At 36.0% G+C, this 26,244-nt stretch carries 30 protein-coding genes; 17 read left to right on the top strand and 13 right to left on the bottom strand.

Features of this window, described 5'->3' with window-relative positions; all coding sequences use genetic code 11:
* Positions 1 to 22 precede the first annotated feature (22 nt).
* Both QUF93_RS21715 and QUF93_RS21710 read right to left on the bottom strand, forming a co-directional pair.
* On the bottom strand, positions 23 to 1,342 hold the full coding sequence (locus QUF93_RS21715) for a Na+/H+ antiporter family protein (RefSeq protein ID WP_289360154.1): 1,320 nt from the start codon (positions 1,340 to 1,342) through the stop codon (positions 23 to 25).
* 116 nt (positions 1,343 to 1,458) lie between these two features.
* Complete coding sequence (locus tag QUF93_RS21710) at positions 1,459 to 2,460, bottom strand: alpha/beta fold hydrolase (protein WP_289360153.1); 1,002 nt, start codon at positions 2,458 to 2,460, stop codon at positions 1,459 to 1,461.
* A gap of 131 nt (positions 2,461 to 2,591) precedes the next feature.
* Here QUF93_RS21710 and QUF93_RS21705 point away from each other — a divergent pair, with 131 nt between their 5' ends.
* Positions 2,592 to 3,068, top strand: coding sequence for a ribbon-helix-helix domain-containing protein (locus QUF93_RS21705; protein ID WP_002122271.1), 477 nt, complete (start codon positions 2,592 to 2,594; stop codon positions 3,066 to 3,068).
* Between the two features lie 56 nt (positions 3,069 to 3,124).
* Here the strand turns inward: QUF93_RS21705 and QUF93_RS21700 are convergent, their stop codons facing one another.
* Positions 3,125 to 3,571: a ferritin-like domain-containing protein gene (locus QUF93_RS21700; protein WP_289360152.1), complete on the bottom strand. Its 447-nt coding sequence runs from the start codon at positions 3,569 to 3,571 to the stop codon at positions 3,125 to 3,127.
* Positions 3,572 to 3,740: 169 nt separating this feature from the next.
* Positions 3,741 to 5,330, bottom strand: a complete 1,590-nt coding sequence (locus QUF93_RS21695; protein ID WP_289360151.1) for a bifunctional metallophosphatase/5'-nucleotidase — start codon at positions 5,328 to 5,330, stop codon at positions 3,741 to 3,743.
* Positions 5,331 to 5,540: 210 nt separating this feature from the next.
* Here QUF93_RS21695 and QUF93_RS21690 point away from each other — a divergent pair, with 210 nt between their 5' ends.
* From QUF93_RS21690 to QUF93_RS21680, 3 genes are all read left to right on the top strand, one after another.
* The gene (locus tag QUF93_RS21690) at positions 5,541 to 5,804 is read left to right on the top strand and encodes a YqkE family protein (protein ID WP_002122262.1); all 264 of its coding nucleotides are present in this window, start codon (positions 5,541 to 5,543) and stop codon (positions 5,802 to 5,804) included.
* A gap of 69 nt (positions 5,805 to 5,873) precedes the next feature.
* On the top strand, positions 5,874 to 6,398 hold the full coding sequence (locus tag QUF93_RS21685; RefSeq protein WP_289360150.1) for a GrpB family protein: 525 nt from the start codon (positions 5,874 to 5,876) through the stop codon (positions 6,396 to 6,398).
* A 129-nt stretch (positions 6,399 to 6,527) separates the two neighbouring features.
* Entirely contained in the window at positions 6,528 to 7,355 is an 828-nt protein-coding gene (locus tag QUF93_RS21680) for an aldo/keto reductase (RefSeq protein WP_289360149.1), read from the top strand.
* Between the two features lie 30 nt (positions 7,356 to 7,385).
* Here QUF93_RS21680 and QUF93_RS21675 read toward each other — a convergent pair whose 3' ends face one another.
* Together QUF93_RS21675 and mciZ are read right to left on the bottom strand one after the other, a co-directional pair.
* A complete protein-coding gene (locus QUF93_RS21675; RefSeq protein ID WP_289360148.1) occupies positions 7,386 to 8,300 on the bottom strand; it encodes an aldo/keto reductase in 915 nt (304 codons plus the stop codon).
* A gap of 199 nt (positions 8,301 to 8,499) precedes the next feature.
* Complete coding sequence (gene mciZ, locus QUF93_RS21670; protein WP_000870297.1) at positions 8,500 to 8,634, bottom strand: Z-ring formation inhibitor MciZ; 135 nt, start codon at positions 8,632 to 8,634, stop codon at positions 8,500 to 8,502.
* A 74-nt stretch (positions 8,635 to 8,708) separates the two neighbouring features.
* On the opposite strand from mciZ, the gene QUF93_RS21665 reads away from it, so the two are divergent.
* Positions 8,709 to 9,248 (top strand): NUDIX domain-containing protein, encoded by a 540-nt coding sequence (locus QUF93_RS21665; RefSeq protein ID WP_289360147.1) that lies wholly within the window; start codon positions 8,709 to 8,711, stop codon positions 9,246 to 9,248.
* Between the two features lie 23 nt (positions 9,249 to 9,271).
* Here the strand turns inward: QUF93_RS21665 and QUF93_RS21660 are convergent, their stop codons facing one another.
* Positions 9,272 to 9,823, bottom strand: coding sequence for a GNAT family N-acetyltransferase (locus tag QUF93_RS21660; RefSeq protein ID WP_002122245.1), 552 nt, complete (start codon positions 9,821 to 9,823; stop codon positions 9,272 to 9,274).
* A 126-nt stretch (positions 9,824 to 9,949) separates the two neighbouring features.
* On the opposite strand from QUF93_RS21660, the gene spoIIM reads away from it, so the two are divergent.
* The 9 genes from spoIIM (at position 9,950) to corA (ending at position 17,980) form a co-directional block, all read left to right on the top strand.
* Positions 9,950 to 10,597, top strand: a complete 648-nt coding sequence (gene spoIIM, locus QUF93_RS21655) for a stage II sporulation protein M (protein ID WP_002111637.1) — start codon at positions 9,950 to 9,952, stop codon at positions 10,595 to 10,597.
* Positions 10,598 to 10,703: 106 nt separating this feature from the next.
* Positions 10,704 to 11,159, top strand: coding sequence for a ferric iron uptake transcriptional regulator (gene fur, locus QUF93_RS21650; RefSeq protein WP_000392654.1), 456 nt, complete (start codon positions 10,704 to 10,706; stop codon positions 11,157 to 11,159).
* 103 nt (positions 11,160 to 11,262) lie between these two features.
* Complete coding sequence (locus QUF93_RS21645; protein ID WP_002088473.1) at positions 11,263 to 11,493, top strand: YqzK family protein; 231 nt, start codon at positions 11,263 to 11,265, stop codon at positions 11,491 to 11,493.
* A 6-nt stretch (positions 11,494 to 11,499) separates the two neighbouring features.
* On the top strand, positions 11,500 to 12,390 hold the full coding sequence (gene xerD, locus QUF93_RS21640; protein ID WP_002122242.1) for a site-specific tyrosine recombinase XerD: 891 nt from the start codon (positions 11,500 to 11,502) through the stop codon (positions 12,388 to 12,390).
* Between the two features lie 143 nt (positions 12,391 to 12,533).
* Entirely contained in the window at positions 12,534 to 13,262 is a 729-nt protein-coding gene (locus QUF93_RS21635; RefSeq protein WP_289360145.1) for a FixH family protein, read from the top strand.
* A gap of 364 nt (positions 13,263 to 13,626) precedes the next feature.
* Positions 13,627 to 14,811, top strand: a complete 1,185-nt coding sequence (deoB, locus tag QUF93_RS21630; protein WP_071746973.1) for a phosphopentomutase — start codon at positions 13,627 to 13,629, stop codon at positions 14,809 to 14,811.
* 12 nt (positions 14,812 to 14,823) lie between these two features.
* The gene (locus QUF93_RS21625) at positions 14,824 to 15,645 is read left to right on the top strand and encodes a purine-nucleoside phosphorylase (protein WP_001078444.1); all 822 of its coding nucleotides are present in this window, start codon (positions 14,824 to 14,826) and stop codon (positions 15,643 to 15,645) included.
* 7 nt (positions 15,646 to 15,652) lie between these two features.
* Positions 15,653 to 16,957, top strand: a complete 1,305-nt coding sequence (locus QUF93_RS21620) for a pyrimidine-nucleoside phosphorylase (RefSeq protein ID WP_289360144.1) — start codon at positions 15,653 to 15,655, stop codon at positions 16,955 to 16,957.
* Positions 16,958 to 17,017: 60 nt separating this feature from the next.
* Complete coding sequence (corA, locus tag QUF93_RS21615; protein WP_289360143.1) at positions 17,018 to 17,980, top strand: magnesium/cobalt transporter CorA; 963 nt, start codon at positions 17,018 to 17,020, stop codon at positions 17,978 to 17,980.
* Between the two features lie 35 nt (positions 17,981 to 18,015).
* Here corA and QUF93_RS21610 read toward each other — a convergent pair whose 3' ends face one another.
* Together QUF93_RS21610 and QUF93_RS21605 are read right to left on the bottom strand one after the other, a co-directional pair.
* Positions 18,016 to 19,305 carry an NCS2 family permease gene (locus tag QUF93_RS21610; protein WP_289360142.1) on the bottom strand — a complete coding sequence of 430 codons (1,290 nt, stop codon included), beginning with the start codon at positions 19,303 to 19,305 and terminating at the stop codon, positions 18,016 to 18,018.
* Between the two features lie 134 nt (positions 19,306 to 19,439).
* Entirely contained in the window at positions 19,440 to 20,111 is a 672-nt protein-coding gene (locus tag QUF93_RS21605; protein ID WP_289360141.1) for an SIMPL domain-containing protein, read from the bottom strand.
* A gap of 160 nt (positions 20,112 to 20,271) precedes the next feature.
* On the opposite strand from QUF93_RS21605, the gene QUF93_RS21600 reads away from it, so the two are divergent.
* Both QUF93_RS21600 and QUF93_RS21595 read left to right on the top strand, forming a co-directional pair.
* Positions 20,272 to 20,691 carry a MarR family winged helix-turn-helix transcriptional regulator gene (locus tag QUF93_RS21600; protein WP_001004995.1) on the top strand — a complete coding sequence of 140 codons (420 nt, stop codon included), beginning with the start codon at positions 20,272 to 20,274 and terminating at the stop codon, positions 20,689 to 20,691.
* Between the two features lie 100 nt (positions 20,692 to 20,791).
* Positions 20,792 to 21,337 (top strand): hypothetical protein, encoded by a 546-nt coding sequence (locus QUF93_RS21595; protein ID WP_289360140.1) that lies wholly within the window; start codon positions 20,792 to 20,794, stop codon positions 21,335 to 21,337.
* Between the two features lie 24 nt (positions 21,338 to 21,361).
* Here QUF93_RS21595 and QUF93_RS21590 read toward each other — a convergent pair whose 3' ends face one another.
* Genes QUF93_RS21590 through QUF93_RS21575 form a run of 4 tightly spaced genes read right to left on the bottom strand, consistent with a single transcriptional unit; the run spans position 21,362 to position 24,757 of the window.
* Positions 21,362 to 22,426: an ABC transporter permease subunit gene (locus QUF93_RS21590; protein ID WP_289375808.1), complete on the bottom strand. Its 1,065-nt coding sequence runs from the start codon at positions 22,424 to 22,426 to the stop codon at positions 21,362 to 21,364.
* A 12-nt stretch (positions 22,427 to 22,438) separates the two neighbouring features.
* Positions 22,439 to 23,500 (bottom strand): ABC transporter permease subunit, encoded by a 1,062-nt coding sequence (locus QUF93_RS21585; protein ID WP_289360138.1) that lies wholly within the window; start codon positions 23,498 to 23,500, stop codon positions 22,439 to 22,441.
* A 2-nt stretch (positions 23,501 to 23,502) separates the two neighbouring features.
* Complete coding sequence (locus QUF93_RS21580) at positions 23,503 to 24,372, bottom strand: ABC transporter ATP-binding protein (RefSeq protein ID WP_289360137.1); 870 nt, start codon at positions 24,370 to 24,372, stop codon at positions 23,503 to 23,505.
* Positions 24,338 to 24,757 carry a GntR family transcriptional regulator gene (locus QUF93_RS21575; RefSeq protein WP_000548023.1) on the bottom strand — a complete coding sequence of 140 codons (420 nt, stop codon included), beginning with the start codon at positions 24,755 to 24,757 and terminating at the stop codon, positions 24,338 to 24,340. Before QUF93_RS21575 ends, QUF93_RS21580 begins: the two co-directional genes overlap by 35 nt.
* 166 nt (positions 24,758 to 24,923) lie before the next feature.
* On the opposite strand from QUF93_RS21575, the gene dacF reads away from it, so the two are divergent.
* Positions 24,924 to 26,114 carry a serine-type D-Ala-D-Ala carboxypeptidase DacF gene (gene dacF / locus QUF93_RS21570; protein WP_078180755.1) on the top strand — a complete coding sequence of 397 codons (1,191 nt, stop codon included), beginning with the start codon at positions 24,924 to 24,926 and terminating at the stop codon, positions 26,112 to 26,114.
* The last annotated feature ends 130 nt before the right edge of the window (positions 26,115 to 26,244 follow it).

Here is a 26,244-nt window from a genome sequence, read left to right as displayed (position 1 = left end):
GTGCGTTGATAAAACGCACCTTTTATAGTGTAATTGCGGCAATAAAGCCGAATATAAGTAACGGTATATTATAGTGCAGAAAAGTTGGAACACATGTATCCCATATATGGTGGTGCTGGCCATCAGCATTTAAACCGGATGTTGGTCCAAGTGTACTATCAGATGCTGGAGAACCTGCATCACCTAGTGCACCAGCTGTACCTATAATTGCGATTGTTGCCATTGGACTAAATCCGAGCTGGACGCATAACGGTACGAAAATTGTTGTTAAGATTGGGATTGTTGAAAAGGAAGAGCCAATTCCCATCGTAACGAGAAGTCCAATAACGAGCATAAGAAATGCGGCAAGCGGTTTATTATTTCCAATTATATGTGCACTCGTTTGCACAAGAGATTCAACATGTCCCGTTTTTCGAAGAACAGCGCCAAATCCAGCGGCAGAAATCATAACAAATCCGATAAAGGACATCATACGCATTCCACTCGTTAAAATAGCATCGGCTTCTTTAAGAGGGAGACTACCGCTAACTGATAAAACGATAATACCTGCTAAAGCACCAAAAATCATTGATTCTGTTGCTAATTGCACAGTTAATGTAGCGATTATTGATAATAAACCAAAAGTAATGCTTCTTTTCGTATAGGGAACGATTTCATTCTGTGCAGCATGAATTTGTTCTGTTTCATATGTACGTGGTTTTCGGTATGTAATGAAAACCGCTACACATAATCCGATAATCATACCGATTGCTGGAATAGTCATTACTTTTGGAATAAGTGCGACATCAAATGTAAGACCGCTTTGCGCAGCATTTGTTTGCAATACGTCATGATAAATTTTTCCGAATCCTGCTGGGACCCACATGTAAGGGGTAATTAACCCAAATGTAATAAGACATGTTACAAGCCTACGATCCACCCTCAGCTCATTTAATACTTTTAAAAGTGCTGGAATTAAGATAGGGATGAAGGCGATATGGACAGGGATAACATTTTGTGAGAAACAAGCCATTGTTAAAATGATAAATAATATAAGTATTTTAGAATAGACTTGTTTTTTCGTGTCTTGTTCGTTGCCGATCCATTTTAAAGCTGATTGGATCATTGCATCAGGAAGTCCTGTTTTTGAAAGGGAAATAGCAAATCCACCGAGCATTGCGTAGCTTAATGCGATGGGAGCACTGTTCCCAAGACCGGTTGTAAAAGTACTAATTGTTTCTGAAATACCGAGTCCGCCGATAAGTCCGCCTGTTAAAGCTCCAACGATAATGGCGACAATGACTTGGACACGTAACAAACTAAGCAATAGCATGACTGCTACTGCGATGAGTACAGCGTTCATAATAAATGTAATCTCCCTAATTTTTATTCTGTTAAGGCAAGCAAGTGTTTGCAGTGACATATACTTGCGACATATCATTATAAAATGTTTTCTATGAAATGTAAAAGAGCCTTTCGTTATTTATGTTGAAAAGATAGTTCTTGTTTAATTGATTGTAAAGATTTGGCGAATAGTTCAGGTTCTTCTAAATCTGGAGAATGTGCCGAGTTTGGAAACCAAATCATCTTTTTAATAGGAGCTTGAATGATATCGCAATATTGTTGAACGAGTGCATAAGGAGTTTGATAATCATAGCGACCAGAACAAAAATAAACTGGAACGGATAAACTTGAAATAGACGAAAAAAAATCGATTGTTAGCATCTCTTCCCATAAAACTCCGGACTTTAAATTTCCTGCGAGAAATTTGAACCAATCTAATAGCGTATATTCAGGAGAAAAGAAACCTTTTCGTATGAAAGAAAAGGAAGATCCGTTTTGTATTGCTCCGCCAAATGTACCAAGCCACTTTCTTTGAATGATGAGACGTCTTGTATCTAAAAAGGGCGGTTTCCCCAATTTTAAAAGAGAAGATAATGCTTTTTTATGGTCATGTTTTTTTGCAGAGCTAATTAAATGTTGATATAGTAATTCTTCGTTTTGCTTCATATGTACGATTTGACCGATGCCGATGTATGCTTCTATATATTCGGGATATTGATTAGCGATTTGCAGTCCGATAATACTCCCCCAAGAATGTCCAGCGAGAAACAATTTCTGTTTTTTAAAGCGTTTAAGAAGATAGTGAATGACTTCTTTTGCATCTGAAACAAATTGATCAATCGTAAAATTTGTTTGGATATCTTTCCATAAAAAGGATTTACCTGCCCCGCGTTGATCCCAATTAATAACGATAAAGTGCTTTTCTAACTCTTTTTGAAAATGACGAATAAAGCCAATTTGTGCCATACCAGGCCCACCGTGACAGCATAATAAAATAGGCTGTTCCACGTTTTGTCCGCGTATAAGGAGAGATTGTTTCCGGTCATTAATCATAACGTTTTCTATTGTAGCGATACTGTTAGGGATTAATTGCTTCTTTTCGTTATAAAACCGAGGGGTATGGCTACGAAAAAGCATATGTAACCCTCCTTTTCTTAAATGGTATGAATCGCACAGGCTCTTTCTTTTGCATATACTACTAGAAAATCATTGTATCATAACATACTGGTTAGATTTCAAGCTTAGGCGATTAAGAGAGGAGGGAGAATGTGACGATTGGAGAAATTATTGATTCTTTAAATAGACGCGAATCAATTGCTATTATAGCGAAACGGCTTGAAATGAGCCCATATGCATTATCAAAGAAATTAAGGGTGATTGGATATGAATATGATGGAGAGCAGAAAAAACGTATCTTTATAGGTGATGGTGAAGAGCCGCGTCATTTGCAAATCCAAGAAGCTACTGCCCTTCAATATGCCAAAACAGACTATCAATTACTAATTTATGAACAATTACAAAGCATTTATGAATTGTTAAGAAAAAGGGAAGAAGTAAGTGTTCCAATTATTAGTAAAATTGCTGAGAAAAAGAAACGAACATTTTCTATTAATATGGAAATATTAGCGAGATTAGATGTTATATCTGAAGTTAAAGGGATTCAAAAGTCTAAAATTGTAGAAGAAGCACTACAGGAATTTTTGCAACGGTATGATGTTAATCATGAAACGTATCCAGAGAAATAAAAGAAAGGATACTATGTTCCATATAAGAGCGTGTATCCTTTTTGTCTTATTTCATTTTATTTTTTGTTTTGTTTCGAAAAGTAATATAGGAACCAAACAGCGTGATTTTGTTCATCTGCTGCTGCGCGCCGAAATGTTTCTTTCACTTGTTGATTTGTCGCTTCGTCTGCAATTTCTAAGTAAAAATCAACTGTTCGTTGCTCATCTTGTATAGCGAATTCTAATCCGTTCAAATAAAGAGTTGGACATTCTTCAGTGATTTGGGGCTCAGGGTTTTTACCAGTTAAAAAGGTGTAGATTTGTACAAATTGGTGAAAATGTTTTATTTCATCTTGCCGAATTTCAAGGATTTGATTTCGTTCATTTATGTCTGGAGCTAAATTAGCTAATTTAGCATAACAATGAATGGCACTATATTCTCCATTAATTGCTTTCTCAATACTACGAATGAGTTTGTCGTTTTGTCGAGATAATGTATCGTCATTGTTTGGATAGAAATACATATAAACCCTCCCATTATAGTTTTCTATATACTACGAGGAAACAAGGGGCTATGTGCGTATCCTTTACTGCACTAGAAGAATGACAATACGTATGACTCTAAAAGAAGAAGCTCCTTGCATATAAAAGGAGCTTCTTCTTTCGAGTGTCACGCACTAGTTTAAATAGTATTTAGTTGATTTTTTGAATACGTCCATCAATAATTGGCTGAATTGGTTCTTTCACTTGTTTTACATAATCGACTAATGCTTCAAAATCGTTTGGACCAGTTTCTGCATTTTTACCATTTTTAAATGATACGAATCCATCACCGCCAGAAGCTAAGAAAGCATTTGCAACTACGCTATACGTTGTAGATGGAGATAATTCTTCTCCATTTGTTAAGCGTATATTCGTAACCTTCTCACCGTTTGGTTTGCTCGCATCCCAAGTATATTGAATACCTGAAATTTGAAGCATTCTCGTTGTACCTTTTTGCCATTGTTGATTTAAAATATCGCGAATGTCTTGACCTGTTAAATCTACTTTAATCAATTGATTTCCAAAAGGTTGAATGCCGTACAATTCGCCCCATGTAATATCGCCAGCGTCTAAGTCATTGCGAATGCCGCCAGGATTCATAAGTGCGATTTGAGTTTGCATAGTTTGGCGCTGGGCATCGGCAACTAAATTTCCAAGTGTAGATTCACCAGCATCGTTTTGTTTCCGGTCAATAGGTGCTGTAGACTTTCCGACTACTTCATTTACAAGGGGTGCGATTTTTTCTTTATATTGATCTAACTTTTGTTTTACTTGTTTATCAGGTTCGACACCTTCATGGTATGTTGTAACAACTTCAGCTTTTTTCTTCACAATATCTTTTGTTTTTCTATCAATCGTTACATCTACATCAGAGAAAGCCATTCCGTAAGAGTTCGCTTGGACGATCAGTTTATTATTTACTGTACCATTTACGTACGTATGACTATGTCCGCCGAAAATAACATCAACTTCTGGATCAGTTTCATTTGCAATTCGACTAAGGTCGCCATTTGTTACACCAGACTCATCAGTAGTTCCACCAACATGTGCAAGGACTACGATAGATTTAACACCGAGACGTTTTAATTGCTGAGTAGATTTATTAATAGCTTCTACTTCATCAGTAATTTGTACATTCTTTAGCATGGTTGGCATAACGACATTCGGTGTATCCGTTGTAACAACGCCAATGAATCCTACAGGAACACCATTTACCATTTTTACAGTAAATGGTGGTAAAAATAAGCGCCCAGTTGATTTGTTATAGAAGTTTGCAGCGACATAAGGGAAGTTTGCTCCCTTGAAATTTCCTGTTTTTTCGTGATATCCACCGTAAATGAGGCGTTTCATTTCATCGATACCTTCATCAAATTCATGGTTTCCGATTGTACCAACATCAAATTTTAAGTCATTTAAAAATTCAATCGTTGGCTCATCTTGTAATAATGCTGAAACCGGTGGACTAGCTCCGACAACATCGCCAGCATGCACGAGAAGTGTATTAGGGTTTTGTTTTTTACGCTCTTTTAAATATGTAGCTAAGTAATCAGCGCCACCAGCTTCTTTGTTATTAATTTTTTTAACAGTATCTAGTTGTCCATGGAAATCATTAATACCGAGCATTTGTACGTCTATGTAACGGTTTTGTTCAGCTGGAGTCTGGGAAGGGGGAGCGGCGAATACGCTCGAAAAAGTAATGGTGCTTAAAACAGCGACAGCAGGAATAATTTTTTTCCACATAATTCATTTCTCCTTTTTTATAATCTGACATCATACGACATAATTTTAATAGATTAATAGGATTATATCTACAGTAAAATTTAGTTTTTTCGAAAAATTAACATATTTACAAGAAATGAATAATAGAGAATGCGAGAGTAATGTACCTTTTTTATTGTCGATTTTGCCGTGTATCCTCTATAATGGAGAAAAAAGTAAAAGGTGAGTAGTATGAAGAAAAAGAAGCAAAGACAAATGCAAAGACACTCTCAAATGAATCAACCAGAGAAAGAATCGCTTACACTAGGTGATCAATTGAACGATTCGTTAATGCAACAATTAAAGAATAAGAAAAAAGAGTTGCAAGTGAGAGAAGAGAAAAAAGAGGCAGCAGAACAAGAAAGAAAGCGTAAAGAACAAAAAGAACGTGAAAAGAATAAATCATTTGAAGAACTGTTAAGTGAAAGTAATCTTACTTGGAAAGACTTTAAATAATAACGAAAATGATCAGTGAAATACCGCTGATCATTTTTTTGACGAGCTTGTAAGAAAAGGGGAGTTTAAATGAGAAAAATTGTAGTCGTTCCGCATGAAAATCATTGGGGTGAAAAATTTCAAATGGAGGCCGAAAGATTAAAATTGGCGATGCCAGAAACGGTGAAAATCCATCATATTGGTAGTACATCAGTGCCAGGACTTGCGGCAAAGCCTATCATTGATATGATAATGGAAGTAGATAATATTGAAAGAGTAGATCATTGGAATGAAAAATTTGATGAGCTTGGTTACATTGTGAAGGGGGAAAATGGTATTTCAGGTCGTCGTTTTTTTATTCATGGAACTGAGGAGAAACGCTCGTATCATTTGCATGTATTTGAAAAAGGAAATTCTGAGATTACAAGGCATTTAGCATTTCGTGATTATATGATGGCTCATTGTGAAGAAGCAGAGGCGTATGCGACTTTAAAGAAAGAACTAGCTGAAAAATATACATATGATGGCACGTTGTATACAGAAGGGAAAAATGAGTTTGTACGTAATGTTGATGAAAAAGCGAAAGAATGGATAGAAAGTAACGTGAACGACTGAGTTCATGTTACTTTCTAAAAGGGTATAAAATTATTATGTAAACTGTACGTATGTTTTGACATTTTGAATGAATCTTGTTGAAATAAAGTTGTGGTTTATAAAAAATGTAAGAATGAAAGGGAGACGACTGTGCATATTCCAACTACTACACTTCATAATGGTGTGAAAATGCCGATGATTGGTCTAGGCGTTTATAAAGCGAAAGAAGGCGACGAAGTTAAACAGGCAGTAAAAACAGCGTTAGAAGTTGGATACCGTTCAATTGATACAGCAACTGTATATGAAAATGAAAGCGGTGTCGGAGAAGCGATTCGTGAATCTGGAATCTCGCGAGAAGACTTGTTTATTACAACAAAAGTTTGGAACGACGATCAAGGGTACGAGGAGACGCTCGAGGCGTTTGAAAAAAGTTTAAAGAAATTACAAATGGACTATGTAGATTTATATTTAATCCACTGGCCAATTAGAGGGAAGTATGTTTATACGTACCGTGCTTTAGAAAAGCTATATGAAGAAGGTAAAGTGCGTGCCATTGGTGTTTCTAATTTTCATAAACATCATTTAGAACTGTTATTACCAAATTGCAAAGTGAAGCCGATGGTAAACCAAGTGGAACTTCATCCAATGTTAGCACAATTTGAATTGCGTGATTTCTGTCAAGGTGAGCAAATTCAAATGGAAGCATGGAGTCCTTTAATGAGAGGCGGCGAAGTGTTCCAGCACCCAATCATTCAAACGATTGCTAATAAATATGAAAAAACACCTGCGCAAGTTATATTAAGATGGGATATTCAAAGTGGAATTGTTACAATTCCTAAATCTGTTACACCATCTCGCATTCAGGAGAATTTTACTATTTTTGATTTCTCATTAACTGAAGAAGAGATGGATCAAATTAATACGTTAAATCGTAATTTACATGTAGGAACGAATCCTGATAAATATGATACGTTATAAAAAGACGCTACCTGCAACGGTAGCGTTTTTTTAACGATGTAAAGCATATGTATCAAATTTAACAATTTGCTGAAGTTGTGTATATTCTTCTTTTGTTAACGACGTTTGTTTCCCAGCATGTACATTTGCTTGCAACTGTTGAATAGAGCTTGCACCAGGTATAACAGATGCGACAGCTTCATTATGTAAGCAGTATTGAATGGCCGATCCAGTTAAAGATCTTTCGCCTATAATTTCTTTTACACTCGCGATTGTTGTATTTAATTCATCAAAAGAATAGGAGAGGTAATCTTTTTCCTTTACTCTTTCTATCTTGCTTGCATTGTTGTTAGTTAAAATGCCCTTCGCAAGTGGTCCACGTGCGATGACACTAATTTGATGTTCATTAAGCATCTGGAACCATTCTTCAGGACGACGATTTAAAAGGCTGTATTCCATTAATACACTAACGATATTTGAACGTTTTGCATACTCACGAATGACATTTGGACGTATAGAAGAGATACCGTAATGACGAATAAGACCTTCTTTTTTCAATTCTTCAAAGGCTTCAATTGTTTCATCTATAGGATCTTCAGTCGTCCCGCCATGCAGTTGATATAAATCAATATAATCTGTTTGGAGTCTACGTAAACTTTCTTTTACTTCGGCCTTTATATAAGCTTTAGAAGGATCCCAAGACCAGCCGTTTTTTTCTTCTGTCCATCGATTTCCAACCTTTGTTGTAAGAACAATTTGGTCACGTTTTCCTTTCAGAGCTTTGCCAACAAATTCTTCATTTAATCCATAGTCGTATAAATCCGCTGTATCAAAAAAGTTAATTCCTAAATCGATTGCCTCATCGATAATACGCATAGCTTCTACTTCAGATGTACCAAGAGACATACAGCCAAATCCAATTTCCGTAACATATAAATCTGAGTTTCCTAATTGACGTTTTTTCATAGGTCAACCTCCTTACCTTTATTGTACGAAAGGGAAAGGAGGTTGACAAACGTTTACTTTTTACCCCGCTTTAACGGGCAGTAAGACCCCCACTTTAAAAGTCGGCTCATACGAGGAAGTTAGGTGGGAGATTAACTGCCCGTAAAAGCCCGATTGGTGTGGGTTAATAATCAGAGGGGATGGACAAAACCCCCTCTGATTAAAGTTTCACTTTATTTGCTGTAATCCACTCTTGCACAGTTGTATACTCTTTTCCATATTGTTTTAGCTTATGACGAATTTGCCATGCTTTTCCGACTAAAGTGACGCGATTTGGTAAAATGTAAACTTTCATTTCTATCACGCTCCTTTCAATGTGGTAAAATGTATGAAGAACGATTAGGAAATAGAACAGGGAGATGAAGTAGTATGAGTAATCTTGCAGAAAGAACAGTAAAAACTGAACCGATTTTTGATGGTAGAGTTATAAAAGTTCGTGTTGATGATGTAGTATTACCAAATGGAGAAATGAGTAAACGTGAAATCGTAAATCACCCTGGGGCAGTTGCTATTATTGCTATTACTGATGAGGGGAAAATCGTACTCGTTGAGCAGTATCGTAAAGCTCTCGAAAAGGCAATTGTGGAAATTCCTGCTGGGAAGTTAGAAGCTGGGGAAAAGCCCGAGGTAACAGCAGTTCGTGAATTAGAAGAAGAAACAGGATATGTATGTGAAAATATGGAACTTATTACATCTTTCTATACATCACCTGGTTTTGCAGATGAGATTTTATATGTATATAAAGCGACAGGGTTAAAACAAAAAGAAAATAAAGCAGCTTTAGATGAAGATGAATTTGTGGAATTAATGGAAGTGTCATTAGAAGAAGCGATTGATCTTATGAAAGACCTTCGCATTCATGATGCTAAGACGATGTTTGCAGTACAATATTTACAATTACAAAAATAAACACTCGCCTAAGGCGAGTGTTTTTAGTTGATTTTTGCATATACACGTGCATCGCGTAAGCTGCCATCGGGTGCTAGGAAATCATTTTCCATTGTACCTTCTAAAATAAATTCTAGACGTTCTGCTAAGTTACATGCGTTTATATTTGTTGCATCAGTACGAATTTCAATTCTTCTAGCACCTAGTTTATCAAATGCAAATTGAATCGCACCTTTAATGGCTTCTGTCATATAGCCTTGCTTTGTATAAGCGCTATGTAGCCAGAAGTGAAGTGAAAACTTTGGAATATCCCAGTTTTCAGGCTTGAGAGTAATAGCTCCGATGAATGTACCAGATACTTTATCGTATAAGTGGAAATCAAGTGTTTCACGAAGTAAAAACTGTCCGTGAGCTTCGCGAACAATTTCTTCAGCACGTTCTTCTGTTTCAGCTGTAATTGGCATCCATGGTAATAAGTCTTCTAGAGAAGTTTGGATTGCTTCATATACTTCTGTACCGTCACCTGGAAACGGCTTACGTACTTGCAAGCGCTCAGTTTGAAATAATGTTGGAAAATCTAATAATAATGGTTTCAAGAGAAATCCCTCCTATTCTCTACTTTTTAGTTTAGCAAAGTAGAGCGGAATTTCAATGTTAATTCGTCATACTTTTTTTCTTTCTTTCATACATTTTTAGTAAGAGTGTGAACGGAGGGAAGGAAAATGTGGCGAAAAACTTGGCAAGACCGTGTAATGTCTCACATACAGGAAAATTCTTCACTATATATATTTAATGCGGTTTTATTACTGATGGGAGTAATATTTGGAGCGATTCTTGTGAATAGTTTACAAATAAACCAAAAGCAAGATTTATCATTTTATTTACAGCGTTTTTTTGGACAAGTTTCTAAAGGAGAATTTGCTGTCGCGGGCGAAATGTTTCGAGAAAGTTACTTTTCGCAATTAAAATATATCGGCTTTATTTGGATTTTGGGGATTTCAATTATTGGGTTGCCGCTCATTTTTATCTTACTATTTTTAAAAGGGGTAGTTGTTGGATTTACAGTAGGTTTTTTAGTAAGTCAGCACGGATGGAATGGATTATTATTAGCATTTGTATCTGTATTGCCACAAAACTTAATTATAATTCCTGTATTTCTCGTTATGACAACAATTGCTGCAAGCTTTTCCTTACGCATGATTAGGCATCAATTTATACGGAAAATAACTGAGCCACTATTACCGTTATTAATTCGCTATACATGCTTTTTTCTCGTGATTGGAGCGGTACTAGCTATTGCTTCTAGTGTCGAAGCGTATGCATCACCAGTTTTAATGAAAGAAGTTGTGGAGGCTATTAACAAACAATAAATATTTTTTGAGAATAATTATCAATTTGTTTTTATTGTTTTTCTTTTGACAGGAGCCCTTCTTCTGATATAATGGTGTAAGAGTGGCGAGGAGGGAGTAGTACCGAATGGAAGAAAGAATTGAACGAATTAAGAAGCAATTACATGCAGCGAGCTATAAATTGACACCACAACGTGAAGCAACAGTTCGTGTGCTGCTAGAAAATGAAGAAGATCATTTAAGCGCAGAAGATGTATACCTCCTTGTAAAAGAAAAGTCGCCAGAGATCGGATTAGCAACCGTCTATCGAACTTTAGAGTTATTGTCTGAGTTGAAAGTTGTCGATAAGATTAACTTTGGAGACGGTGTTTCGCGTTATGACTTACGCCAAGAAGGTGCACAGCGTTTCCATCATCATTTAATCTGTACACAATGCGGTGCTGTACAAGAAATACAAGAAGATTTACTTGGTGAAGTGGAGAATAAAGTGGAACGAGACTGGAGCTTTAAGGTGAAAGATCATCGTTTAACATTCCATGGGATTTGTAAAAATTGTCAAGAAAATGAAACGGATGAAAAATAACCTTTTCCTATTTAACTAGGAAGAGGTTTTTTATTTGAATAAGGTATAAATTGGTGAAAGCTTGGCATATGTTGTAATAACTTATATTTTGGAGGAATTTACAATGCGCCGAGCTTTAAAATTAACTTTTGATGGGATGAAAGTATTTTTATTGTTTACAAGTTGTACGATTTTGTTTTATTTCGCTATACTATGGATAAATGAAGAATATGAAAGTTACCATCGTTATGAAAAGCCAAAAGAAGAGACTGTAGAAAAAGTATCAGGGAATGAGGAGCCGGAAAAGGATGCTTTCGTAAATAGAATGATGTTTTTCTATGAAAATGGGGAGTAGTGTAGATTGGAAGATCAATTAAAAGATTTTATTCATTATATGATTGTTGAAAAAGGTTTAGCGAAAAATACAGTTGTATCTTATGAACGTGATTTGAAAAGCTATGTGAAGTATTTGCAAAATGTAGAACAAACGAAGACGTTTCATGAAGTGACACGCTTGCATATTGTTAACTTTTTGCAGTATTTAAAAGAAAACGGGAAATCTTCAAAAACATTGGCGCGTCATATTGCATCGATTCGTTCGTTTCATCAATTTTTACTTCGTGAACGAGCGGTGGAGCATGACCCATCGGTACATATTGAAACGCCACAAGGGGAACGGAAATTACCAAAAGTATTATCGATCGACGAAGTGGAAGCATTGCTTCAAACACCGAAAACGGCAAGTGCTTTTGGGATTCGTGATAAGGCAATGTTAGAGTTGTTGTACGCAACAGGACTTCGTGTTTCAGAATTAATTGCATTAAATTTAGAAGATGTACACTTAACGATGGGGTTTGTTCGTTGCATTGGGAAAGGGAATAAAGAAAGAATTATTCCATTAGGAAGCTTAGCGACAGAAGCGATTCAAAAGTATATTGAAAAAGGAAGAAGAGAATTGATGGGTAAAAAAGCAGTAGATGCACTCTTTTTAAACCATCATGGGAATCGATTATCGAGACAAGGATTTTGGAAAATTTTAAAACGATTAGCGAAAGAAGCAAATATTGAAAAAGAGCTTACACCACATACGTTACGCCATTCTTTTGCTACGCATTTATTAGAAAATGGGGCAGATTTACGTGCTGTTCAAGAAATGCTTGGACATGCAGATATTTCAACAACGCAAATCTATACGCACGTTTCAAAAACTAGATTAAAAGATGTATATAAACAGTTTCACCCGAGAGCATAGTCACTATGCTCTTTTTTCATAGATTAAGAAGAGGGAACCGTTTCACAGAAACTTCACAAACATTTCGTACATTGTTTTCAGCTGAAGACTGGAATATTACAATGTATTTCCTCTATACTAAATAAAGTACGAAGGAGGAAATGATGATGAAAAAACTTATTGTGACGTTATTTATCGCGATGCTAGCGTTGGCTGGCTGTAATACAAACAAAGAAGAACCGAAAAAAGAACAAAAACTGGAAGCTGTAAAAGTGGCAGTTCAAACGAATCCGAAAGAAATTAAACCAGGTGAAAAAACAGAAGTACAAGCACTTGTTACACAAGGAAAAGAAAAAGTAACAGATGCTGATGATGTAAAGTTTGAAATTTGGAAAGATGGCGACGAAAAGCACGAGATGTTAAATGGTAAGCATAAAGGAAAAGGTGTTTATGCTGTAGAAAAAACATTCGAAACGGATGGAGTATATCATGTTATTGCTCATACAAATGCACGTGAAATGCATGTTATGCCAGAAGTAAAAGTGGCTGTGGGAAATGCAAAAGTTGAAGATGCGAAAAAAGAAGAAGGTCATGGGGATCATAAAAGTGATACGATGATTCATCTTATGGCTGGTGATATTAAAGCAAATGCTGAGTCAACAATGAAAGTTCATTTAAAACAAAAAGAAGAAGCGTTAACTGGTGCTGAAGTACAACTTGAAATTTGGAAAGACGGCGTTGAAAAACACGAATTTATTCCAGCGAAAGAGGGGAATAAAGGGGAGTATGAAAGTAAACATACTTTCAAAGAGAATGGTGCTTATAAAGTGAAAGTTCATGTAAGAAAAGGCGAATTACATGAACACAAAGAAGAAACAGTAGAAGTAAAATAAAAAGCAGCTCTTTAGAGCTGCTTTTTATTTTTATATTAGGAAATATGTTATAAAATAATTAGCACTTCTTCGCAGAATGGATTACAATAGAAGTGTGAATAAAATAAGAAATTCTACGAAAATGTATTAAAAAGAAAGCGTAAACATGTTATGATATCAATATCAGATGTCTGACATCTGACTTAGAAAAAACTAGAAATTTTTTTGATTCGTTTGAAAGTAAAACGAAAAAGTTAGAGAATGATTTAAAGCAGTACTGTTTGATAATGAGGACGAAAGATAATTCCCATTTATAACAGTTTCACTTTATAGCGTTTTGAACATACTACAAGAAGTAGAACTGAACATATAGGAGGTTGCAGTTATGAATAAATATAAACGTATTTTCCTAGTCGTGATGGACTCTGTGGGAATCGGTGAGGCACCTGATGCTGAGCAGTTTGGTGATTTAGGTTCTGATACAATTGGTCATATCGCTGAACATATGAATGGATTAAACATGCCAAACATGGTGAAATTAGGTCTTGGTAATATTCGTGAAATGAAAGGGATCTCTAAAGTAGAGAAACCGCTTGGATATTATACAAAAATGCAAGAGAAATCTACCGGTAAAGATACAATGACAGGTCACTGGGAAATTATGGGCCTTTACATTGATACACCATTCCAAGTATTCCCTGAAGGATTCCCGAAAGAATTACTTGATGAATTAGAAGAAAAAACAGGCCGTAAAATTATCGGTAATAAGCCAGCTTCTGGAACAGAAATTCTTGATGAGCTTGGTCAAGAGCAAATGGAAACAGGCTCTTTAATCGTTTACACTTCTGCTGATAGTGTATTACAAATTGCAGCACACGAAGAAGTAGTGCCACTTGATGAGTTATATAAAATTTGTAAAATTGCCCGTGAACTAACATTAGATGAGAAGTACATGGTAGGACGTGTTATCGCTCGTCCATTCGTTGGAGAACCAGGAAAATTCACACGTACACCAAATCGTCATGACTATGCATTAAAACCATTTGGTCGCACAGTAATGAATGAATTAAAAGATAGTGACTACGATGTAATTGCTATCGGTAAAATTTCTGATATTTATGATGGCGAAGGGGTAACGGAATCACTTCGTACGAAGTCTAACATGGATGGAATGGATAAGCTTGTAGATACATTAAACATGGACTTTACAGGTCTTAGCTTCTTAAACTTAGTTGACTTTGATGCATTATTCGGTCACCGTCGTGATCCACAAGGATATGGAGAAGCTCTGCAAGAATATGATGCACGTCTTCCAGAAGTGTTCGAAAAACTAAAAGAAGATGATTTATTATTAATTACAGCAGACCATGGTAATGATCCAGTACATCCTGGTACTGATCATACACGTGAATATGTACCGTTATTAGCATATAGCCCAAGCATGAAAGAAGGCGGACAAGAATTAGCACTTCGTCAAACATTTGCTGATATTGGTGCAACTGTAGCAGAAAACTTCGGTGTGAAAATGCCAGAATACGGAACAAGCTTCTTAAACGAGCTAAAGAAATAGGGGGATAAACAAATGAATCGTGAACTTATTACAAAATCAGCTTCATACTTAAAAGAGAAATTTCAAGAAACACCACAAGTAGGACTAATCCTTGGATCTGGACTAGGTGTATTAGCAGATGAAATCGAAAATGCGGTAACAGTGCCTTACAGCGAAATTCCTGAATTCCCAGTATCAACTGTAGAAGGACATGCGGGTCAACTAGTATTCGGTACACTTCAAGGTGTAACTGTAGTAGCAATGCAAGGACGTTTCCATTTCTACGAAGGATATGACATGCAAAAAGTAACATTCCCAGTTCGTGTTATGAAAGAACTAGGTGTAGAAACTGTTGTTGTAACAAACGCAGCTGGTGGTGTAAATACATCATTCGAGCCAGGCGACCTTATGTTAATTTCAGACCACATCAACTTCATGGGTACGAATCCATTAATCGGACCAAATGATTCTGAAATGGGTGTACGTTTCCCTGATATGTCTACATCATATACGACAGAACTTCGCGAAATGGCGAAACAAGTTGCAGCAGACTTAAACATTAAAGTACAAGAAGGTGTGTACGTTGGAATGACAGGTCCTGTATATGAAACACCTGCTGAAATTCGTATGCTTCGTACACTTGGCGGAGATGCAGTTGGTATGTCAACAGTACCTGAAGTAATTGTAGCTCGTCATGCTGGTATGAAAGTACTTGGTATTTCTTGTATTTCAAATATGGCAGCTGGTATTTTAGATCAGCCACTTCACCATGATGAAGTAATTGAAACGACAGAACGTGTTAAAGCTAACTTCTTAGCATTAGTAAAAGCAATCGTAAAACAAATGAAGGGGTGACTTCACAATGAGAATGGTGGACCTAATTGCAAAAAAACGTGATGGACAAGCATTAACGACAGAAGAAATTAACTTTATTGTTGAAGGATATACAAATGGTGATATTCCTGATTATCAAGTAAGTTCACTTGCAATGGCAATTTTCTTCCAAGATATGAATGATCAAGAACGTGCGGATTTAACGATGGCAATGGTAAATAGCGGTGATACAATTGACTTATCAGCCATTGAAGGGGTAAAAGTAGATAAGCATTCAACAGGTGGTGTTGGTGATACAACGACACTTGTATTAGGTCCATTAGTAGCTGCTTTAGGTGTACCAGTAGCGAAAATGTCTGGACGCGGTTTAGGACATACTGGTGGTACAATTGATAAATTAGAAGCAGTTCCAGGATTCCATGTGGAAATTGAAAATGATGAATTCATGCGTCTTGTGAATGAAAATAAAATTGCCGTTATCGGTCAAAGTGGAAACTTAACACCTGCTGATAAAAAATTGTATGCACTTCGTGATGTAACGGCAACAGTAAACTCAATTCCGCTTATTGCAAGCTCGATTATGAGTAAAAAAATTGCTGCTGGTGCAGATGCAATTGTTCTTGATGTAAAAACTGGAGCAGGAGCATTTATGAAAACGGATGAAGATGCAAAACGTTTAGCAGAAGCAATGGTACGCATCGGTAATAACGTTGGTCGTAATACGATGGCAGTTATTTCTGATATGAGCCAGCCGCTTGGTGAGGCTATTGGTAACGCATTAGAAGTACAAGAAGCAATTGATACATTACAAGGTAAAGGACCAAAAGATTTAGAAGAGTTATGTTTAACGCTTGGAAGTCAAATGGTATACCTTGCTGGACAAGCTTCATCTTTAGAAGATGCTCGTGAAAAGTTAATTGAAGTAATGAACAACGGTAAAGCGCTAGAATCATTTAAAACGTTCTTATCGGCGCAGGGCGGCGATGCATCTGTTGTTGATGATCCTTCTAAATTGCCACAAGCGCAATATAAAATTGAAGTGGAAGCAAAAGAAGACGGTTATGTATCGGAAATCGTTGCAGATGAAATCGGAACAGCAGCAATGCTTTTAGGAGCAGGGCGTGCAACGAAAGAGTCTGAAATTGATTTAGCAGTTGGTCTAATGCTTCGCAAAAAAGTAGGCGATAGCGTGAAAAAAGGCGACTCTCTTGTTACAATTTACGCAAACCGCGAAAATGTTGAAGACGTAAAAGCGAAAATTTATGAGAACATGAAAATCGCTAAAGACCACGTAGATGCACCAACTTTAGTACACGGTATCGTAACGAAGTAATAAAAAAAGCTGAGGAGATTTCTCCTTGGCTTTTTTTACTATTTTTTGTTTATAATAATAATGGGTGAAATTATGATTAGAATTTGTGCAGTAACGAAAAAAAATGAAGTTTTATATGATGTTTCGCTAGAAGAAACGCAAAAAGAAAACATCGTATGGTATTGGCTTGATTTATATAAGCCGACGAAAGAAGAGTATACATATATTTTACAAGATCACTTCAAGTTCCATCCCCTTGCAATTGAAGATTGTGTAGAGTATGTGCAGAGACCAAAGGTAGATTTTTATGATGGATATAACTTTTTAGTGCTCCATGCATTCGGAGAAGATGGATTAGAACCGCATGAAATCGATTTATTTGTTAGTGATCGATATATAGTCTCTTTCCACTTCTCTCATAACAATGCGATTGAAAGAGTATGGAAAACGCTCGGTGAGAAGAAACGTATTAAGAAGAGTCCTTTAAATGTAGCGCATACCATTATTGACCAAATTGTAGATGATTATTTCGCACCTGTGTATTACATTGAAGACCATTTAAATGCAATTGATGATAATTTAACGGGTGAGACAGCGGGAAGCGTGCTAGAAGAGGTATTTGATATTCGTGCAGATTTATCTAAGCTAAGGCGTACGATTATTCCGATGCGTGATTTATTGTATCGTATTTTAAATTCAACTCGTTTTTACGGTATAAGCGACCATGAAATTTATTTTAAAGATATACATGATCATTTGCTTAAACTGACAGAGATGATTGAAGCGAGTCGTGAATTAACAGCAGATATTCGAGATAGTTACTTTTCATTGAATTCCCACCATATGAATAACATTATGAAAACATTAACTGTTTTCTCGACTATTTTCATGCCGTTAACATTTATTGCAGGGGTATACGGCATGAACTTTGCGCATATGCCAGAGCTTGGCGGGAAGTATAGTTACTTTATTTGTCTATTAATTATGGCGTTAATTGGCGGCGGAATGATGGCTTGGTTTTATAAAAAAGGTTGGTTTAAGTAAAAAAAACACCGAGGAAAATTCCTCGGTGTTTTTACTTAACCAATAGCATGTAATACAAACATGGCTAAGAATAAGCATGTAACGATATACATAGACGGTGCGACTTCTTTACGCTTTCCAAGAGCAATTTTTAAGATAGGATAAGCAATAAATCCGAACGCAATGCCATCAGCGATACTATATGTGAGCGGAATCATAATGATAATTAAGAACGCTGGAAATCCTTCTGAAAAATCGTTCAGAGGAATTTGTTGAATGCTTGTAATCATCAGGCCGCCAATAATAATTAAGATTGGTGCAATGGCACTATCAGGAATTAGTTTGACAAACGGAAGTGCAAACAGTGATGCAAAGAATAACAACCCTGTAACGATAGACGTCAGACCTGTCTTTCCGCCTGCAGTAATACCCGCGGCACTCTCTACTGTTGATACGGTAGGGCTTGTGCCAAATAGACCACATGTCATTGCTGAAATTGCATTGGCTTGGTAAGCACGTGGGAATTTACGGTCATCTTCTAATAAACCGTGCAGAAGTCCCATGTTCTCAAAAATAAGCACCATGCTTAAGGAGAATGTTGCAATCCAAAATGGTAAGGAAGAAAGTTTCCCGAATGACATAGCTCCAAACACATCGCCGTAATTAGCGAATGAAAACGAACTATTTCCCACTTGACTCGTATCAACAAGGCCAAATAGCCATGCAATACCAGTTCCAATTGCAATCGTCCATAAAAAGTTTCCACGTACGTTACGCACAAATAGCACAAGTGCCACAATAAGAGTAAGTAGTGTGGCAAGAACGACAGGACTACTTAATTTCCCCATTGCAACAGCAGTATTAGGATGCGAAACGACTAAACCACCTTTTTGCAAGCCGATGAAAGCTAAAAATAACCCGATACCGACAGTGATAGCTTCCTTTAATGACTTTGGAATCGATACCGAAAGCACGCGAGCAATCGGTGTAAAAGCAGCAATTGCAAAAATAATACCGGCGATAAAAACAGCTGCTAATGCTTCTTGCCAAGCTAGACCGAGCGTGTGCACAGCAGTGTACGTGAAGAATGCATTTACACCCATACCTGGGACAAGAATAGCAGGTGCATTTGCCCAAAATGCCATAAGTAGACATCCGACAAATGAACTAAAAACAGTTGCTAAAATTCCAGCTTCAAGAGGAATGCCGGCATCTGATAAGATTGACGCATTTACAATCATAATATAAACGATCGTGAAAAATGACGTGACTCCAGCTAAAACTTCTTGTTTTGGTGATGTTTGGTGTAAGTCTAATTTAAATGTTCTTTCAAGTATTCCTTTCATGTTAAACCTTCTTTTTCATATCCCTCTCCCACCCGTGATATCTCTTTTGTAAGAGCTCACCGTCCTTTATTATATCAGAACATCATGTTTTTACAACAACGAAAATGATAACGTTTACTTATAAACGAAATTATTTATAAATACGTAAAAATGGCTCGTATGGTTGAAATAATTTCTAGTTCTCCAGATTGAATGGGCGGGGCTGCTTGTGCATGTAAAGTAGCATAGGATGCAACCTCCCGTGGTAATTGGGCAGATTCTTCAACGAGTGAGAGGGGAACAGGATTAATGTTTAAATTGTAGGTACTCGCAATAGCACGAGCTTTTTCTACTGCTTGGTGCAGAGCCTGAATGAGAGCTTGCTCATAATATTTATTTGGATGAGAGATTCGAAAACGTAACCCTTTTGCTACGTTTGCCCCATTCGTAACGGCTATATCATATACTTCCCCTGCTTTTTGCACATTTAAAACGGTAATTTCATACAAATGCTCCACACGGTAGCCTTGTAGTAAGGCTTTATCATTTACATATTCGTATTGAGGGGTAATCGTATAAGAAATAGTTTCTATATCTTTATCGGCAATACCTAGCTGTTTGAGTGCATCAAGCAATTGTTTCGATTGCACTGCATTTTCTTCTTGCGCTTGTTTTACATTTTTACTATCTGTTCGAATGCCTAGTGTTAATATGACAATATTTGGTTTGGCTTTTATAATGCCTTCTCCTTGTACAGTAATAGTAGCTTCTTTACCAGTATTTGTTGTACGGATATTATGTAAATACGGATTCATTCCACTTTGCATTTATGTTCACCATCCTTTTTTACATGTATATGTGTGAACAAAAAAGAAAATCGTATGAAAAAAGTTACATAAATGAGAATGTTAAGGGAAGAAAGCATATACAACATAGGTATTTATAGATTATAATATGTGTAAATATGATAAAAAAGGGACGAGGCTAGTGAACGAAAATAGAGAAACACTGATTTTAGATTTATCTGCATCATTTCGAAAGATGATACGTTTATTACAAAATGATATTAATACACGTTTTTCAGAGCATATGCCATATAATGAATTCTCTGTATTACGTGCATTATTTTTAAAAAGTCCACAGATGGCTTCGCAAATTGCGAGTGAAGTAAACGTAACCTCCAGTCATATTACAGCTGTAACAGATCGTCTCGTGCGAAAAGGGTTTGTTGAAAGAAAGAGATCAAATTCAGACCGTCGTATCGTATACTTAGAAATTACAGAAAACGGACGAGAAGTAACTGAAAAACTTGAAGCTGTGCGTAAAGAATATTATAAAGAGAGATTTAAAGGTTGGAGCGACCAAGAGATAGAAATGGTTTTAGAACTATTTGGCCGCGTCTTATAATAAATGAGGATAGGAAGCAAGAGCTTTCCTATCCTTTTTCTTTTGAATAAAAATATTTTGAAACTCCGATACTTTAATTAAAAAGATCGGAGGAAAGATTATGAAATATATTGCGGCACTTACCGTTTTACTTGGAAGCTTTTTCTGCTTTAATACATTCATGTACGCCGATACCCCTATTCAAGTGGTGCAAAAAGAAGTGAAGTATATTGAAAATGATAATACGGTCTTGTATTCGAAATTATGGGTTCGTTCTATGCAAAATGCAGTATTATTTCATCATAGTGATAATATTCGTAATCAGGACACATTACGTAATGTAACAAGTTCATCGCTCGTTAAAGCGAAGCAACTGTCTTTTCAGAAAGCATCCCTGTATATTCCGAGATTATCGCAATACGTATCAAAAGCAGGAAAAGAAAATATTCAAGTGTACTACATTGCGGTGCACTATAATGTGAAAAAAGAAAATGCGTATCAATTAAATGGAATGAACTATTTTCTACAAGTATTTATGAAAGAGCGCGGGGAATGGAAAATTGCTGAAAGTGTAGTCGCACCGACAGAACAAATTGTACAAAACGGTGATGGATTTGGGATGAAAGAAGAGATTGTATATGGGGATAGGAGAGAGAGTGTGAAATAACCTCCTCTTAGTGAGGAGGTTATTTCATTTGAAATTCCAAGAGACCTTCAATCTCAATATTTTAGATAGAAGAAAATAGCTAATTATGCTTGTTCCGAACAAACCAACGTAAAAATTAAGCAATGAATGGGTTCCGCCAATTATTAAACCACCGCTAATTCCAATACAGAAAATAGCGCAGACCATAAATATTTTTTGAAGCTTTGGATATAGTAAGAAACTACCATTCCGCTCATTGACTGAACGAACATATAAATATGTACCGAGTGGTAATAGAATAATTATATTTACAATAGGTCCAATCAATGTTTTTGCTGAAGGGATTTCTGTAAAGTTTGGTTCATTATGACGCACTCCATCAGGATCGGTATAAGCACTTTGTGGATTATAATCAAATCTAATATGAAAATTTTCTGCTGGACCCGAAATGCGTATGTTTTCCATAACACGATGCATATTGCCATTGTCCTCATGAAAGTCAGTATTCGAGTGAACAGCGATGACCGCTGAGATAAGGGATGGAAATAACAATGGAAATATGAATATAGCTGCAGTAAGAAGTCCCTGCGAGAGAATATTCCCAGTAATTGTTCCTATACATAATGCAAGCGTATAAATAGCGATTAACACAATTAACATGTATAGAAAATAAGTATGAAATGGTGAAAATATTTGATATTTATTATGAAAAGTTGTTTTTTTCATAATGGCGAATAGTCCCCAGTTTAATAGAATGATTGCTGCAATGTTGCAGATTCCAAACAACCACTTTGTTATATAGAGGTGCGAACGTTTAAAGGGCATAGACCATAGCAAGTCACTAGAGTTATTTTGTCTTTCCCAACCAATTAATGTACAAGCTAGAACGATAAGTACACCACCTAACAGTATGACAGGGTCTATAAGTCTTAAATCAAAGGAGTAATGATATACATAGTTCCACTTTTTATTGTCATTTAGAAAGTATAGCTGTTGAATAGAAGCCATATAGTATTTATATGATAAAGTATAGAAGCTAACGAACCAAAACAACCACACAACATATTTACTTTGTTGATACGTTCTTAGCCATAGTGCTTTTTGAAACATAGGCCCCCTCCTTTAAAAAACTTTATAATTTGTTAGACGTGATAGTACAAAATAAGTAATGATTCCAGCGAGAAGCAAACTGATATAGTAGTTAAGTAAGAAATTAAATTGATTTATTTTATAGCCACCTAGTAATGCAAAATAAATGGTTGTCCCCCATATCCATATTCGTAAATGTTTTTGGGAAATAAATATTTTTTGAGCGTTTTCATTTGGCGATCGTGTATATAAATATGTGCCAAGTAGTAAATAGAAAATCGTATATAAAATAGGAACTAGCACTGACTTAGCTGAATAATACGTATGATTTGCCGGATCTCTTAAAGTGGTTAGATCGTTTTCTTTCTTACTTGATTTTGGATCATAGTGGTAACGAATCGTATAATTATATATTGGTGCAACTATATTTGTTTTTTGATTGATTTCATGAAGTTGTTCATACAAGTTGTTATTTCTAGTATCTGTAGCATGTAAATGGTTTATTGTAAAAGTGTACACTAATGGAATAAATGTAAGCCCCATTAGAAGCCATGGAATACAAAAAACGACTTGCGAAACAACGCTTCCAGTAAAAGTACCGATACATGATGCAGCTGTATATACTGCAACATAAGAGACAATTGCATAAAGAAAGTATCGATGAAATGGTCCAAATGATTGATAATCAAAATGAATTGTTGTTCTATAAATAACATACATAAGGATCCAATTTATAAGTAATGAGCCTACAATACAAAATGAACCAAAAGCCCATTTAGATAAAAAAACATCTTTTCTTTTAAATGGCATCGTCATAAGTAAAGTATTAGACTGATTACTACGTTCCCATCCCATCAATAAACAAGCTAAAGCAATGATAAGAACAGTTAACCAAACGCTATTACTTTCCCCAAATCCAAAAGAATAGAAATAATAGTACGTTCCCTTTTCTTGCAAATCGTGATATTCAGCAAGTTGTCGCTCGGCTGCTCTATAGTATCCGAAAGATAAAAGATAAAGTGAACTAAAGAAAAAGGGTACCACAGCATATTTCCCGCGCTTCCAATTCCACATCCACAGCGCCTTATGAAACATACTCATCCCCCCCCAAGTGTCGTAACGAAGACATCTTCAAGTGACATTGCTAACTCTTCAATGAGTAGTGGCTGCTCTTTATAAAACTTTTCAAGTGTTGCAGCAACATTTCCTTCGATTAAAATCGTATATACTTTTCCTGTTTGATTTAAGATTTTTATATTGTTTAAGTTTTCTAGTTTTTGAGGTAATGAACGTTCATAAGCAACTTGTATTTTTGCAAACCGTGATTTTGCATCGTCTAGTGATGTAATAGAATCTACTGTATGCCCTTTTAAAATAATAATTGTATCTGCTATTTTTTCAACTTCATCTAAATGGTGAGTAGATATGAAAATCGTAATTTCTTTCTCTGCTACTTCTTCAACAAGAAATTGTAGAATCTGTCTTTTAACGATAGGATCAAGTCCGTTTGTTGGTTCATCTAAAATGATATATTCCACTTTCGCAGCGAAAGCTAAAATGATTGCAAGTAATGCTTTCATTCCTTTTGAATAACTACGAATTCGTTTGTTTGGTAAATTAAAACGTTCTAATATTTCATAAAAATATTGTTCATTAAATGCTGTATAAACGGCTTTATAAAACTTCACAATTTCCTTTACTGTATATCCGTTCAGTATGTTAGTAGAATCCGGAACATAAGCAACCTTTTGTTTAATTTCAGGATGTTGATGAACATCTGTATCCTCATATGTAACAGTTCCTTTATCGGGGTCTAAAATGCCGACCATCGTTCGCAATAAAGTTGTTTTCCCCGCACCATTTCTTCCGAGTAATCCGACGATACTACCTTTTTGTAATGTGAAAGAAACATCGTCTAAAATCGTTTGATTATCAATTGTTTTCTTCAGGTTTGTTACTTTCAACATCTGTATTTCCTCCAATCTCTTTATAGTATGAATCTATCCAATCGTGAATTTTATCTTTCGTAATCCCAAGATAAGAGGCTTCTAGTAATAATTGATGAAACTGCTTTTCAACCATAGCGATTTTCCTTTCGTCTAATGTTGGGGTAATCGATTGGGCTACAAATGTTCCTTTTCCTCGTAATGTTTCAATAATCCCTTGTCGCTCTAATTCCTGATAAGCTTTACTTACTGTATTTGGATTTATAACGAGCAAAGAAGCAAGCTCGCGTACAGAAGGAAGCTTATCACTTGGAGCTAACATATTTTTTAGTACGAGCTCTTTTATATTTTGAACAATTTGTTCCCATATCGGAGTGTTGCTTCTTGGATCAAGTTGAATGTGCAAGAGCAATGTCTCCTTCCTGATGAGTATTAAGTGTACTACTATGAATAATACACTTAATACAATATAAGCAATGAATTTATTTGTCAACTGAAAATGATAGAAAAATATGGTATTAAAAATGAATAAATTGGAAAAAATAGGTTTGATATAGAATGGAGGGTTAGTCATGAAGCGAGTTTTTGGAATACTTGTTTGTTTCATGTTATTGCTTTCTGGTACTTCAGTTAGTTTTGCGCAATCTGAGAAAACGAAGCAGGAGAAAACAGAAGAAGCCACGCCGAAGTTAGCGGAACAAGCGTCGTCAGCGATCGTAATTGAGCAAGATACAGGTAAAGTTTTATTTGATAAAAATCCGAATGAAAAGTTACCCCCTGCTAGTATGACAAAGATTATGACAATGCTTTTAATTATGGAACAAGTTGAAAAAGGAAAATTAAAACTGACAGATAAAGTGAGAGCGAGTGAACACGCAGCTTCAATGGGCGGATCACAAATCTTTCTAGAACCTGGGGAAGAGATGACTGTAAATGAAATGTTAAAGGGCATTGCAATTGCATCTGGAAATGATGCATCTGTTGCAGTGGCCGAGCATATCGCTGGTTCAGAAGAAGGGTTCGTAAATATGATGAACAAAAAAGCGAAAGATTTAGGACTGAAAAATACACATTTTCAAAATCCGACAGGTCTCCCAGCGAAAGATCATTATTCCACAGCGAATGATATGGCTATTATGGCGAAAGAATTGATGAAGTATCCACTTATTCGAAAATATACAGGTAAATATGAAGACTATTTACGTGAAAATACGGATAAGAAATTTTGGCTCGTTAATACGAATAAGCTAGTACGTTTTTATCCTGGAGTAGATGGAGTGAAAACGGGCTTTACGACGGAAGCAAAATATTGTTTAACAGCATCAGCTGAAAAAAATGGAATGCGTGTCATTTCAGTTGTTATGGGAGCACCTACTTCAAAAGAACGGAACAATCAAGTAACGAAGCTGCTTGATTATGCATTTGGTCAATATATGACAAAAAAATTGTATACACGTGGCGAAAAAATTAAGACTGTACAAGTAGGAAAAGGTAAGGAAGAAAAAGTAGATTTAGTTGCGTCAGACAATGTGTCTCTTCTTATGAAGAAGGGCGAAAACATGGACAAAGTAAAACAAGAAGTGATTGCAGAAAAGAAAGTGAAGGCACCGATTAAAAAAGGTGATGCACTCGGCACACTTGTTATTAAAAGAGATAAAGATGTTTTATTAAAACAAACAATTGTAGCGAAAGAAGATGTTGAGGCAGCTAGCTGGTGGGAGTTATTTAAACGAAGTTTTGGGATGTTTTCAACATCAAAATAGCGGTGAGAATTTTGCCGCTTTTCTGTTCGTATTTACTGGGATAATTGCTGAAAAGTTTCACTTTATGACGAAATAGTTCTTCTTTTGTCAGTAGGAAGGATTCTTGTTTTATATCACGAAAATCTTATGT

Source organism: Bacillus hominis (genome assembly GCF_030348325.1).
Lineage (GTDB): Bacteria > Bacillota > Bacilli > Bacillales > Bacillaceae_G > Bacillus_A > Bacillus_A hominis.
This window is presented reverse-complemented; position numbering and strand designations above follow the sequence as displayed.

Excerpts from the sequence above, each read along its gene's own strand:
- QUF93_RS21715 (WP_289360154.1), bottom strand. The coding sequence starts at position 1,342 with ATGAACGCTGTACTCATCGCAGTAGCAGTCATGCTATTGCTTAGTTTG.
- QUF93_RS21710 (WP_289360153.1), bottom strand. The coding sequence starts at position 2,460 with ATGCTTTTTCGTAGCCATACCCCTCGGTTTTATAACGAAAAGAAGCAA.
- QUF93_RS21700 (WP_289360152.1), bottom strand. The coding sequence starts at position 3,571 with ATGTATTTCTATCCAAACAATGACGATACATTATCTCGACAAAACGAC.
- QUF93_RS21695 (WP_289360151.1), bottom strand. The coding sequence starts at position 5,330 with ATGTGGAAAAAAATTATTCCTGCTGTCGCTGTTTTAAGCACCATTACT.
- QUF93_RS21690 (WP_002122262.1), top strand. The coding sequence starts at position 5,541 with ATGAAGAAAAAGAAGCAAAGACAAATGCAAAGACACTCTCAAATGAAT.
- QUF93_RS21685 (WP_289360150.1), top strand. The coding sequence starts at position 5,874 with ATGAGAAAAATTGTAGTCGTTCCGCATGAAAATCATTGGGGTGAAAAA.
- QUF93_RS21675 (WP_289360148.1), bottom strand. The coding sequence starts at position 8,300 with ATGAAAAAACGTCAATTAGGAAACTCAGATTTATATGTTACGGAAATT.
- mciZ (WP_000870297.1), bottom strand. The coding sequence starts at position 8,634 with ATGAAAGTTTACATTTTACCAAATCGCGTCACTTTAGTCGGAAAAGCA.
- QUF93_RS21665 (WP_289360147.1), top strand. The coding sequence starts at position 8,709 with ATGAGTAATCTTGCAGAAAGAACAGTAAAAACTGAACCGATTTTTGAT.
- spoIIM (WP_002111637.1), top strand. The coding sequence starts at position 9,950 with ATGTGGCGAAAAACTTGGCAAGACCGTGTAATGTCTCACATACAGGAA.
- fur (WP_000392654.1), top strand. The coding sequence starts at position 10,704 with ATGGAAGAAAGAATTGAACGAATTAAGAAGCAATTACATGCAGCGAGC.
- QUF93_RS21645 (WP_002088473.1), top strand. The coding sequence starts at position 11,263 with ATGCGCCGAGCTTTAAAATTAACTTTTGATGGGATGAAAGTATTTTTA.
- QUF93_RS21635 (WP_289360145.1), top strand. The coding sequence starts at position 12,534 with ATGATGAAAAAACTTATTGTGACGTTATTTATCGCGATGCTAGCGTTG.
- deoB (WP_071746973.1), top strand. The coding sequence starts at position 13,627 with ATGAATAAATATAAACGTATTTTCCTAGTCGTGATGGACTCTGTGGGA.
- QUF93_RS21625 (WP_001078444.1), top strand. The coding sequence starts at position 14,824 with ATGAATCGTGAACTTATTACAAAATCAGCTTCATACTTAAAAGAGAAA.
- QUF93_RS21620 (WP_289360144.1), top strand. The coding sequence starts at position 15,653 with ATGAGAATGGTGGACCTAATTGCAAAAAAACGTGATGGACAAGCATTA.
- corA (WP_289360143.1), top strand. The coding sequence starts at position 17,018 with ATGGGTGAAATTATGATTAGAATTTGTGCAGTAACGAAAAAAAATGAA.
- QUF93_RS21610 (WP_289360142.1), bottom strand. The coding sequence starts at position 19,305 with ATGAAAGGAATACTTGAAAGAACATTTAAATTAGACTTACACCAAACA.
- QUF93_RS21605 (WP_289360141.1), bottom strand. The coding sequence starts at position 20,111 with ATGCAAAGTGGAATGAATCCGTATTTACATAATATCCGTACAACAAAT.
- QUF93_RS21595 (WP_289360140.1), top strand. The coding sequence starts at position 20,792 with ATGAAATATATTGCGGCACTTACCGTTTTACTTGGAAGCTTTTTCTGC.
- QUF93_RS21590 (WP_289375808.1), bottom strand. The coding sequence starts at position 22,426 with ATGTTTCAAAAAGCACTATGGCTAAGAACGTATCAACAAAGTAAATAT.
- QUF93_RS21585 (WP_289360138.1), bottom strand. The coding sequence starts at position 23,500 with ATGTTTCATAAGGCGCTGTGGATGTGGAATTGGAAGCGCGGGAAATAT.
- QUF93_RS21580 (WP_289360137.1), bottom strand. The coding sequence starts at position 24,372 with ATGTTGAAAGTAACAAACCTGAAGAAAACAATTGATAATCAAACGATT.
- dacF (WP_078180755.1), top strand. The coding sequence starts at position 24,924 with ATGAAGCGAGTTTTTGGAATACTTGTTTGTTTCATGTTATTGCTTTCT.